Origin of the sequence: Micromonospora sp. NPDC005197 (genome assembly GCF_040608295.1) — a bacterium.
GTDB lineage: Bacteria > Actinomycetota > Actinomycetes > Mycobacteriales > Micromonosporaceae > Micromonospora.
In genome coordinates this window covers 1-10,756 of the sequence record NZ_JBEXHY010000160.1, presented here as the reverse complement: position 1 = coordinate 10,756, position 10,756 = coordinate 1, and the positions used below count along the sequence as shown (strand labels likewise).

Here is a 10,756-nt window from a genome sequence, read left to right as displayed (position 1 = left end):
AGAGGTTTGCGTCACGACACGCCGGTGTCGGTGACGCGAACCTCTTGATCACGCGGGAGGCGGGGTGGGGGTGAGAGGTGGGGTGGGGGCGGTTATGGCCCAGCGTTCGTGGTCGCGCCACGCGCCGTCGATGAACAGGTAGTCCGGGGAGAAGCCCTCCAGGCGGAAGCCGAGCTTCCGGGCCACCCGCCGCGACGGTTCGTTGCCCGGCTGGATGTTCGCCTCCAGGCGGTGCAGCCCGGCTGTCGTGAACGCGTGGTCGATCACCAGCGCGACGCCCGTCGAGGCGTGCCCGGTGCCGCTGTACGGCTCGAACGCCGCGTACCCCAGGTAACCGCCGCGCAGCGCGCCCAGCACGATGCCGCTGATGTTCACGTAGCCGGCGATCGCGCCGCTGGCCCGGTCGCAGATCAGGTAGCCGGCGCTGTCCCGGCGACGGATGCGGCGCAGGTAGCGGTCGTACTCCTGCGGGGTCGCCGGCGCGGCCAGCCACGGGTGGTGCAGGTCCCGGCTGCGCAGGGCGGCCGCCACGAACTCGTCGACGTCGGCGGGTCGGGGTCGCCGGATGGCGGCGGGACCACCGCTGCGCAGGTATCTCACGGCGGACCACTCTGACCGACCGGCGCGGCCGTTGTCCAACCGGCCCGCCACCCGCTCCTGCGATCAGCGCGTCGGGACGTCGGTGCTCTCCCGGGGCAGCACCGCGTGTGGCGCGACGATCTCGGCGGTCGTTCGCACCGGCCGCGCGTCCGCATAGCATCGTCGGCATGGCAACGCGGCTGGTACAGATCAACATGAAGGCTCGGGACGACTCCGCCCTGGGCGGTTTCTGGGCAAAAGCGCTCGGCTGGGGAATCTCCAGCGAGGGCCCGGGTGTCACCAACCTCGAACCCGAGGGCTTCGTCTACCCCGATCCCGTCGCCGTCTGCGTCGACATCGTCGTCTCCCCGGAACCCAAGACGGTGAAGAACCGCGTGCACGTCGACCTGGCCACCACCTCGGCGGCCCACCAGGCGGAGGTGGTGGCGCGACTGAAGGGTCTCGGCGCGACGCTCGCCGACGTGGGCCAGGGCGACGTGCCGTGGACGGTCATGGCCGACCCGGAGGGCAACGAGTTCTGCGTGCTGGACTCGCTCTACGACGACACCGGACCGATCGCCTCGGTGGTTGTCGACTGCGCGGATCCGCGGGTCATGGCCCGTTTCTGGGGCGAGGCCATGGACTGGACCGTGCACAAGGTGACCGAGGACAGCGCGGTGCTGCGCTCGGCCAAGGGCGTGGGCCCCTATCTGCAGTTTCTCCGCACTCCCGACGTGAAGACGGTGTGGAACCGCGTCCATCTCGACGTCCGCCCCTATCCGGGTGACGACCTGGAGGCCGAGGCGGCCAGACTGCGGTCTCTCGGCGCCACCGCCGTCGACCTGGGCGACGGCGACGTGCCGTGGAAGGTCCTCGCCGACCCGGAGGGCAACGAGTTCTGCCTCCTTACGCCGAGCTGACCCACACCCTCGTCATCCGCGCGGCGCGTGCCACCGGGTGGCACGCGCCTTGGCCGCCCCCGGCCGCGCTAGCGGCGCGTCAGCAGCCGGAACTCGGTGCCGTCGGGGTCGGTCAGCACGACCGCGCCGTCGGCGTCGGCGCCGACCACTGTGGCGCCGAGGGAGAGCAGGCGGTCGACCTCCGGCTGCGGGTCGTCGCCGTCGTCGACGGCGAGGTCGAACGTCACCCGATCCCGGTCCCCCTTCGGCATCAACGGTGGACCACCCCAGGCGATCTTCGGGCCGCCCAGGGGTGACTGGATGGCGGTCTCCTCGTCCTGGTCCCAGACCAGCGGCCACCCGAGCGCCGCGCTCCAGAAGTAGCCGACGGCCTGCGAGCCGTCGCAGGAGACGTCACCGAGGAAACCGCAGCCAGCGAGGAACGTGTTACCCGGTCCGAGGACGCAGAACTCGTTGCCCTCGGGATCGGCGAGCACCACGTGACTCTCTTCCGGACGCTGGCCGACGTCGGTGTGCCGCGCGCCCAGCGCCAGCGCTCTGGCCACCGTCCGCCGTTGGTGTTCCAGCGAGTCGCTGGTCAGCTCGAGGTGTGCCCGGTTCTGCAGGACCTTCGGCTCCGGGACCCGCGGAAAACGCAGCCGGAAACCGGTCTTGTCGTCGGGCAGCACGAGGACGCCGTCGCGGGGGTCGTCGACCAGCTCCCGACCCAGGATCTCGGACCAGAACCGCGCGACACCGAGGGGTTCGTTCGCGCCGAAACACACCGCGAAGAGGTGGCTGGCCATCGCTGCGCTCATCTCCGATCCGGGGACGGGGCGGCCCGGACGGGCCGGAGTTCGGAAGCCTACGGACGGGCCCGGTCGGCCGCACCCGAGTTTCCGGGCCCCGCCCCACCACGCTCGGGGGGCCACCGATCCTGATCGGAGGGTTCGCCGCGCCGGCACTGCGGCGCGTCGGGCGGTACGCCGACGGGTTCGTCTGCGCGGCGCCCCTGACCTGGGCCGGACCCCTGGTCGCCGTCCTATCGCCGTCCTCGCCGAGGCGGATCCGGAAACGCCGTAGCGGCTCCCCTCAGTGGCGCTGCGTCGCGGGCCGGGCGAACCACCGGGCCAGCCACGGGGTGAGCGCGACGAGGGCGACGGCGAGGGCGGTGATGACGGCCTGCCCGATCCGGCCGGGGGTGACGCCACCGGCGGGGTCGAGCACGTCGTTGGCGTACCCGTTCGCGGCGGCGTCCGTCACCAGCACGGCGCAGCCCAGCGCGAGCCCCGCCGGACGGCGAGCCGCCAGCAACAGCGCCGCCAACGGATCCCACAGGGTCAGGGACCCGAAGTAGACCGCGAGCCACCCGGGCAGGGCGAGCGGCGGTCGGAGCCCGGGGACGAACACCTGGAGCACGTGCACGACGGTGCCGTAGGCGAAGACCAGGACGGCCGCCGACACGACCAGCCGGGCCCGCAGTGGAATGCCACGCCATCGACCGGTACCCATCCGGCCAGTCTGCCCCAGCGGCGCGAGCGCCGAGCGAACGGTCAGAGCGGCTCGGGAAGCGGCTGCTCCATCGGCATCGGCACCTGGAGGTAGGTGACACCGCGCATGTCCAGCCAGGCCCGGTCCGGCGCGCGGACCAGGCGCACCATCACCGACTCGCAGGACGGGCAGCGCGCGACCATGCCCGGGGCGTGCGAGTAGACGTGCAGGCTGGCCATCGAGCCGGTCGTCCCGCAGTTCTCACAGCGGCCCATCGCGGTGCTCAGGTCGACGGCGAACAGCTCGCGCATCGGGCCGTCGAGCATGTTGCCGTCCAGGTACGACATCTCGGTCATCGGGTCTCCTCGACGTTGCGTCGGCGGGCGGGACAGTTGGCGGGCCGGACAGGCGGCGGGCGGGGCAGTCGGCGGGCGGGCTCTCAGCCGGTGGGGCCGAAGCGTTCGGTCTTGATCCGCCGCGACGGGTGGCCCAGCCCGACCAGCAGATCGGCCACGGCCTCCACGAACCCGGTCGGGCCGCACACGTAGGTGAGCGGTTCCAGGTCCGGCGGCCAGCCGTGGGTGTTCACGTCGGCCAGGCCGATCCGGTGCGGCTCGCCGCGCCAGCCGTCGGGCGCCTCGCGGGTGTAGACGTACGCCACGTCGAGGCCGAAGTCGTCGCGGACCCGGCGACGCAGCTCGTCGGCGTAGATCACGTCCTCCGCGGTGCGCACCGAGTAGATCAGCCGGAACGGCACCTTGCTGCCGATCGCCCGCCGCGCCCGGATCATGGCCATCAGCGGCACGATGCCGGAGCCGCCCGCGACCAGCTGCACCGGCGCGGTGTCCTCCGGTCGCCAGATGAACCAGCCACCGAGCGGTCCGCGGACCTCCACCGGGTCGCCGGGACCGAAGACATCGATGAGGTACGGCGACACCTCGCCATCGGGAACCCGCTGGACGGTCACCTCGATCCGCGGGCCGCCGGGGCCGTCCACGACCGGCCCGGCGATCGAGTACGACCGGGCGGTCTGGTAGCCGTCCGGCGCGGTCAACCGCACGTCGACGTGCTGCCCGGGCAGATGCCCCGGCCAGTCCGGCACCTCCAGGATCAGCGTCTCCGCCGTCGCCGTCTCGACGCGGCGCTCCACCAGCCGGGCCACCCGCCACTTGATCGGCGCCCGGGCCGGGGTGCCCGTCGCCACGGCCCGCTCAGTCACCCTGGTACCGCTGTTCGCGCCACGGGTCGCCGTAGTCGTGGTAGCCGGCCGTCTCCCAGAACCCCGGTTCGTCCATTGTCTTGAGTCGGATGCCGCGCACCCACTTGGCGGACTTCCAGAAGTACAGGTGCGGCACCAGCAGCCGGGCCGGGCCGCCGTGCTCGGCCGGCAGCGGCGCGCCGTCGAAGGTGTGCGCCACCCAGGCCCGGCCGCCGCGCAGGTCGTCCAGCGGCAGGTTGGTGGTGTACCCGCCGTACGAGTGGGCGAGCGCGAAGTGCGCGCTGGTGTCCACGCCGTCGAGCAGGGTGTCCAGGGCGACGCCCTGCCAGGTGGTGCCGAGCTTCGACCAGTGGGTGACGCAGTGGATGTCGACCATCGCGGTCTCCTGCGGAAGCGCCATCAGCTCCTGCCACGACCACCGGTACTCGGTGCCGTTCTCGGCGGCGATGACGAACTCCCAGGTGTCCAGGGAGACCCGGGGTGTCGGGCCGGCCGACAGCACCGGAAAGTCCTCGGTCAGGTACTGACCGGGTGGCAGGGCCGGCTCCTGTGAGCGGGGCCGGCCCTGAAAGCCCGGTGACACGATTCCCATTGCACAGTCGTACCACCCGCGTCGGCCGGGGCGGGAGCTTTCCCGCGTACGCCCTCGTCGACCCGGCGCGGCGCGGTCAGTGCCGCTCCGTGACGACCTCGCGCTGCTCGGGCGTGCCGCCCCGGGTGGCGCGAAGGCTGGTCAGGGTCACCACCACCAGCACGCCGATGATCACGCCGAGCGAGGCCAGGGTGGGGATCTGCGGCACGCCGGCCCAGATGCCGTGCGCCCAGTGCAGACCCAGCTTGAGGCCGATGAACGCCAGGATGATCGCCAGGCCGTAGCTGAGGTGCACCAGCCGGCTCAGCGCCGCGTGCAGGACGAAGTAGAGCGCCCGCAGGCCGAGCAGGGCGAACGCGTTGGTGGCGAAGACCAGGTACGGGTCCTCGGTGATGCCGTACACCGCCGGCACCGAGTCGACGGCGAAGACCACGTCGGTGGCCAGCACTGCGACCACCACCAGGGCGAACGGCGTGAGTGCCCGCTTCGCGCCCTGCCGCACGGTCATCCGGGTGCCGTGGTACTCGTCGACCACCGGCATGATCTTGCGCAGCAGCTTCACCGAGCGCATCTTGTTGATGTCGACTTCCTGCTGATGCCCGGAGAGGGCGTCGCGCAGCAGCTTCACCGCGGTGGCGATGAGGATGATCGCGAAGAGCAGGAACGCGAAGTCGAGGGTCTGCAGGACCGCCGCGCCCAGGGCGATGAAGACCGCCCGCAGCACCAGAGCGCCGGCGATGCCGTAGAGCAGCACCCGCTGGGCGAGCACGGCCGGCACCGCGAACGCGGCCAGCAGCAGCATGAAGACGAAGAGGTTGTCGACCGAGAGGGACTTCTCGACGAGGTAACCGGTCAGGTACTGCACGCCCTGCTCGGAGCCGTAACGGGACCACACCCAGCCGCCGAACGCGAGCGGCAGCGCGACGTAGAACGCCGACCAACCGATCGCCTCCCGCATGGACACCTCGTGCGGCTTGCGCGTCACCAGGAAGTCCAGCACCAGCAGCAGCACCACGCCGGCGATGGTCAGCGCCCAGAGCGTGGGCGTGCCCACCGACGACAGGTCACTCGCTGCGGCCAGGTATGACAATTCGGTCATGGGGTCTCCTCGAACACCGTGTCATGTTCGAGGTCTCCTTCACCCATCGGAGATGGGCAACCACCCGAGGCACGCCGGGCGTGCCGTACTGACCGGAATGGTTCGTGGGAAGTACTCCCCTCGCACGACAAGGTTAGGCCAGGGCCGACCGACACGCCAAGCCGGACGTCGATCGTTGCCCTGGCCAACCGCTGTGCGTCCCCGGTCGGAGGTTCCACCGTCAGGCGCGGCGCAGCGTCGCACCCGGCGCCATCGCCTGCTCCACGAGGCCCCGGTAGTCGCGCGGCAACTGGGTCGCCACGTCGTCGAACTCCCCGCCGGTGATCGCCTCGCGCAGGGTGGTGAACACCGCCCGGACGGCGTCCCGCGCGGCCGGCTCCTGCACCTGCGCGCGCAGCGCGACCCGCGCCACGAACTCGGCCGCTCCGAACCGGTCCGCCTGCTCGGTGCTCGGGCTGGGCTTGAGCACCAGTTGCAGCGGCTGCGGAAGCTGCGCGGCCAGGTCCAGCACCTCACCGCCGGTCAGCCGCTCGGCGAACGTCTCCAGCACGGCCCGGGTCAGCTCGACCGCCTGCTCGGACGACGTCCGGGTGCGCTGGGAAACCAGGTCGACGAAGGTGTCGTATTGCATCGCGTACTCCCTCGGGCTTGTCGGCGCCGCCTGCGGGTACCCGCGGTGCCGTGGTGGAAACGGCGCCGGATTTCCTGCGGCGACCCGGGCGATTTCCTCCGCCGACCCGGGCGTGACGAGGCGGCGGGCGGGTAACCGCCGCCGGTCGTGACCACATCGATGCCCCGAGGGAGCCCCAGACATGGCGAGCTACGCGGACGTCCTGCAGTACCTGTCGAGCCTGGACTACCCGGCCGAGAAGAACGACGTGGTCCGCGAGGCCGAACGGGAGGGCGCCCCGCCGGACGTGCTCAAGGCACTGCGCGCCCTGCCGCCCGTCGACTACGCCAACGGCACCGAGGTGGCCCGGTCCGCCGGCATCGAGGCCGCCCCCGAGGTGAGCCCCTCGCAACGCGCCGCGCAGGCCCGGGACAAGAAGCACAACCGGGTGTCGCAGCATCTGCGCGGCATCTGACCCGGCGGTGGTGGCGTCCGTCGTAACGCGCGGACGGCGCGGATGACTGGCACCGGCCCGCTGTCCCGCCCGCCGGACGGGCACACCCCGGCGGCGGTGCAACTCGTCGTTGTGGCGGTGGTCGGCGTCATCGTCGGCGGCGTTTTCGCCCTGGCGCTGTCGCCGTCGCTCGCCCCGCTGGCCGGCTGGGACGTCGCCGCGCTGAGCTGGCTGGTGCTGGTGTGGCGCAAACTCTGGCCGATGGACGCCACCCGCACCGCCCGCCTCGCCGTGTACGAGGACCCCAACCGGGCCACCCGGGACGTGGTGCTGCTCATCGCGTGCCTCGCCAGCCTGCTGGCCGTCGGGCTGGTCCTCGCCAGCGCGCACGCCGCGCCACCCGGCGCACACCGCGACCTGTACGGCGTGCTGGGCGTCCTCAGCGTGGTGCTGTCCTGGCTGGTCGTCCACACCGTCTTCACCGCCCGCTACGCCCGGATCTACTACACGGGCCCGGACGGCGGGGTGAACTTCAACCAGAGCGAGCCGCCCCGCTACTCGGACTTCGCGTACGTGGCGTTCACCGTCGGGACGACGTTCCAGGTCTCCGACACCAACCTGACCAGCAACGAGATGCGCCGGACGGTGCTGCGGCACGCGTTGTTGTCGTACCTGTTCGGCGCGTTCGTCATCGGCGTCACGGTGAACCTGCTGGCGGGGCTGGCGCACTGAGCGCTCGCGCCCGGCTGCGTCACGGGCGGGGCTCGCCGGGACAGGCGGGCGCCCCTTGGCCGCGAACCGCGACCGGGGGCGCCACGCAAACCTGCCCAGGCGGTGAACCGCGTCCGAACCGGTCGCGGTCACCCGGCGGTGGATGCCCGCTCGAACCGAGCGGCCAGCACTGCCGGGTACAACCATACGACAGACCATCCTCCGTACGGTCAGTTTTGGCCGAAGTGTGGGCCAGGGCACGTCAGGGACGGCCGGTCAGTTCCGCGTACCGGTGCTCCAGATCGACCCGGGCCAGCGCTCCCACCAGCCACGCCAACCGCTCCGACTCGCCGCTGGCCAAGCCGGCCAGGTCATCCGCCGAGCGGCCCAGCCCGAGCCGTCGGGCCGCCGCCAGCGCCCGCCGGTCCGCCACCGGGGCGACCTCCCGCCACAACGCCTGCGCCTCGCGCAGAAACAGGTCGACGACCTGGTCGTCCACCCCGGGCAGGTCGGCGAGGAGCGCACGCTCGGCAGCCGGCTCGTGGTGCGCGACCGCGCGCAACCGGCGCAGGTCGCCCCGGTACCGCTCGACGACCGTCCGGGCCAGATCGCCCAGCACGTCGGCCAACGCGTCGACGTCACCGCGCTGACCACTGTCGCGCAGCACCCGCACCCGGTCCTGGTGCAGCGACCGGGCCAGCCGGGCGGCACTGTCCCACCCCTCGTCGCGCAGCGCCCGCGCGCCGTCCAGCGCCCGACGAAAGTCACCCCGGCGGGCGAGCAGTACCGCGAGGTAGAGCACCTGGAACAGGCTCGCCGGATTGTTGGTCACGCGGAAGCCGTACTGCTCGGCGAAGCCTCGTCCACTGCCAGCCAGCCGGCGGGCCACGCGTTTGCGGTCCTCGACGGGCGTGATCAGAGTGGTCGCCATGCCGGCGACTACCCACGCCACCGTCGGCCAACCGCCGACCCCGGCCTGCCCCAGCCCCGGCGCGTCTTGGCCCGGCGGGCTCATGGTCCGGCGCACGTCGGCCCGGCGCACTCATGGTTCGGCGCGCGCCGGTCCGGTGTCTCGGGCCGGTCATCCGTGCAGGCCGCCGGTGCGGTCGCGGGCCTTGAGCCGGGTGGTGGGCAGGGCGGGCGCCGGCAGTGGCGACGCCGCATCGTCGGCCACCACGCCGAAACGCCGGCCGGCCATCCAGTCCTCCCGAGCGGCGGCGACCTCCTCGTGCGAGCGGCACACGAAGTTCCACCACATGACCAGCGGCTCCTCGAACGGCGTACCCCCCAGCAGCAACAGCCGGGCACCCGCCCCGCCGCGCACGGTCACCTCGCGTCGACCCGAACCCAGGTAGAGCAACGCGCCTGGCTCGAAACCCACCCCGGCGGCCTCGGCGGAGCCGGACATCGCCAGCAGGGCGTACTCGAAATCGGGCCGCAACGGCAGCGTGGTCGGCGCCGCCCCGCCCAGCTCAAGCTGCACGCCCACCAGCGGGGTGTGCACCACCGCCGGGGACCGCTGGCCGGCGAACTCGCCGACCAGCAGGGTCGCGTCCACGTCGCCCTCCCGCCAGCGTGGCAGGTCGGCGTGGTGCGCGAAGTCCGCGGCGCCGGCCCGCGCCGGGTCCGGCAGCGCCACCCAGAGCTGCACACCGTGCATGACCGGCGGGTGCGTGGCCGGCGACCGCTCCGAGTGGGCGATGCCGTGCCCGGAGGTCATCACGTTCAGCTGGCCGGGCCGGATCGCCTGGACGTTGCCGAGGCTGTCCCGGTGAATGATCTCGCCGTCGAGCAGCCAGGTCACCGTCTGCAGGCCCGTGTGCGGGTGCGGTGGCACCTCCATGCCGGGCCGCTGCGCCACGTCGTCCGGGCCAAAATGGTCCACGAAGCACCACGCGCCGACCATCCGCCGAGGCCGCTGCGGCAACAACCGCCGAACGGTCGTGTACCGCCCCAGTGGCACATCGTGGCCCGGCAGCAGCACGCTGCCGGGATCGACGTCGGCCACGCCGGGCGGTCGGGTCTGTGCCGGCATCGATTCGGTACGCTCCACCGCCCGACTGTACGCTCGCGCCCTCCCCGGGCTGCGGCGCTTCCCGCCAGGGGTGAACCTCCGACCCAGCACGTCGCGGGTGGGCCGGTCGGCGTCCTACACGACCGCCCGGCGCCGGGCTCACTCCCCGGCGACACCGGCCCGCGTCTCCGTCTCTGGCCGCTGCCCGCTCCTGGCCGCTGCCCGCTCCTGGCCGCTGCCCGACGTCGCCGGCCCGACGCCGACGGCCCGACGCCGACGGCCCCGGCCAGCACCCGAGGTCGCCGGCTCGACGCCCGACGAACCTGGTCGGCGTCCTAGTCGTGGGCCGGTCACCGGGACTCGGTCACCGTCACGGTGCCGGCGCCTGCCACCAGGTCAAGGAAGAGCCGGTCGGTTGAGCGGTCCCACCCCGGCGTACTCAACAGCGCGCCAGCGGCGACCCCGGCCCAGCGCTCGTCGCGGACCGCGACCGAACCGGCCCCCGCTCCCACCCGCACCCGTACCGGTGGTGTGCCCGGCACCCGGATGTCGAACTGGTTGACTCCACCGGTCAGCCGCACGGTCGTCGTGCCGCCGTTCATCGGCGGCAGGATGAGATCGGTGCGGGCGGAGCCGCCGACGAGGTCAACGCCCAGAAGTCGTGCCTGCGCCAGGTCGAGCACCTGTTCGCCCACCCCGCCCTCCAGGTGCAGACGCCAGGTGACCCGCTCGCTGAGCAGCACCCGCGCGGCCCGCTTCTCGGACGTGCCGGTGGCCACCACGCCGAGCCGGACGATCTCACCCTGCACCACGGGACGGACGGCCACACCCGAGTCGGCCGGGCTGCTGATTCGGTAGAGGTCGTCGCCCAGGTCGGCCACCCGAAGGTCGAACGAGGACAACCCGTCCGCCAGTACGAAGGTGGCCTTCTGCCGCCCCGCCAGCGGCGTCGTCATCGTCTGCTCGGCGGCCGCAGCCGCAGCCGCACCCGGCCGGGCGCCGTCGGACCGGGCGCCGTCGGACCGGGCGCCGTCGGGCCGGGCGCCGTCGGGCCGGGCGCCGTCGGGCCGGGCGCCGTCGGGTGCGCC

At 72.8% G+C, this 10,756-nt stretch carries 14 protein-coding genes; 3 read left to right on the top strand and 11 right to left on the bottom strand.

The genetic code is table 11. From position 1 onward, the window contains the following. Positions 1 to 48: 48 nt before the first annotated feature. Positions 49 to 600, bottom strand: a complete 552-nt coding sequence (locus ABZU46_RS28800; RefSeq protein ID WP_354862659.1) for a GNAT family protein — start codon at positions 598 to 600, stop codon at positions 49 to 51. A 167-nt stretch (positions 601 to 767) separates the two neighbouring features. Between ABZU46_RS28800 and ABZU46_RS28795 the strand changes: the two genes are divergently transcribed. After that, positions 768 to 1,499: a VOC family protein gene (locus ABZU46_RS28795; RefSeq protein WP_354862657.1), complete on the top strand. Its 732-nt coding sequence runs from the start codon at positions 768 to 770 to the stop codon at positions 1,497 to 1,499. Positions 1,500 to 1,567: 68 nt separating this feature from the next. Here the strand turns inward: ABZU46_RS28795 and ABZU46_RS28790 are convergent, their stop codons facing one another. The 7 genes from ABZU46_RS28790 to ABZU46_RS28760 form a co-directional block, all read right to left on the bottom strand. Further along, complete coding sequence (locus ABZU46_RS28790; RefSeq protein ID WP_354862661.1) at positions 1,568 to 2,284, bottom strand: VOC family protein; 717 nt, start codon at positions 2,282 to 2,284, stop codon at positions 1,568 to 1,570. A 286-nt stretch (positions 2,285 to 2,570) separates the two neighbouring features. Further along, on the bottom strand, positions 2,571 to 2,990 hold the full coding sequence (locus tag ABZU46_RS28785; RefSeq protein WP_354862655.1) for a hypothetical protein: 420 nt from the start codon (positions 2,988 to 2,990) through the stop codon (positions 2,571 to 2,573). 41 nt (positions 2,991 to 3,031) lie between these two features. Continuing rightward, complete coding sequence (locus ABZU46_RS28780) at positions 3,032 to 3,325, bottom strand: DUF6510 family protein (protein WP_354862654.1); 294 nt, start codon at positions 3,323 to 3,325, stop codon at positions 3,032 to 3,034. Positions 3,326 to 3,408: 83 nt separating this feature from the next. Further along, a complete protein-coding gene (locus ABZU46_RS28775) occupies positions 3,409 to 4,173 on the bottom strand; it encodes a ferredoxin reductase (RefSeq protein ID WP_354862660.1) in 765 nt (254 codons plus the stop codon). A gap of 7 nt (positions 4,174 to 4,180) precedes the next feature. Then, on the bottom strand, positions 4,181 to 4,780 hold the full coding sequence (locus ABZU46_RS28770; protein WP_354862652.1) for a sulfite oxidase-like oxidoreductase: 600 nt from the start codon (positions 4,778 to 4,780) through the stop codon (positions 4,181 to 4,183). Positions 4,781 to 4,856: 76 nt separating this feature from the next. After that, positions 4,857 to 5,879, bottom strand: coding sequence for a TerC/Alx family metal homeostasis membrane protein (locus ABZU46_RS28765; RefSeq protein WP_354862650.1), 1,023 nt, complete (start codon positions 5,877 to 5,879; stop codon positions 4,857 to 4,859). 220 nt (positions 5,880 to 6,099) lie between these two features. Continuing rightward, positions 6,100 to 6,510: a DUF2267 domain-containing protein gene (locus tag ABZU46_RS28760; protein WP_354862649.1), complete on the bottom strand. Its 411-nt coding sequence runs from the start codon at positions 6,508 to 6,510 to the stop codon at positions 6,100 to 6,102. A gap of 181 nt (positions 6,511 to 6,691) precedes the next feature. Between ABZU46_RS28760 and ABZU46_RS28755 the strand changes: the two genes are divergently transcribed. Continuing rightward, positions 6,692 to 6,964, top strand: a complete 273-nt coding sequence (locus ABZU46_RS28755) for a DUF2795 domain-containing protein (RefSeq protein ID WP_354862647.1) — start codon at positions 6,692 to 6,694, stop codon at positions 6,962 to 6,964. 42 nt (positions 6,965 to 7,006) lie between these two features. Continuing rightward, the gene (locus ABZU46_RS28750; protein ID WP_354862645.1) at positions 7,007 to 7,675 is read left to right on the top strand and encodes a DUF1345 domain-containing protein; all 669 of its coding nucleotides are present in this window, start codon (positions 7,007 to 7,009) and stop codon (positions 7,673 to 7,675) included. Between the two features lie 241 nt (positions 7,676 to 7,916). Here ABZU46_RS28750 and ABZU46_RS28745 read toward each other — a convergent pair whose 3' ends face one another. The 3 genes from ABZU46_RS28745 to ABZU46_RS28735 form a co-directional block, all read right to left on the bottom strand. Continuing rightward, positions 7,917 to 8,585: a hypothetical protein gene (locus tag ABZU46_RS28745; protein WP_354862643.1), complete on the bottom strand. Its 669-nt coding sequence runs from the start codon at positions 8,583 to 8,585 to the stop codon at positions 7,917 to 7,919. Positions 8,586 to 8,735: 150 nt separating this feature from the next. Then, the gene (locus ABZU46_RS28740; protein ID WP_354862641.1) at positions 8,736 to 9,707 is read right to left on the bottom strand and encodes a pirin family protein; all 972 of its coding nucleotides are present in this window, start codon (positions 9,705 to 9,707) and stop codon (positions 8,736 to 8,738) included. Between the two features lie 311 nt (positions 9,708 to 10,018). Continuing rightward, a partial coding sequence (locus tag ABZU46_RS28735) for a hypothetical protein (RefSeq protein WP_354862639.1) occupies positions 10,019 to 10,756 on the bottom strand: 738 nt, incomplete at its 5' end.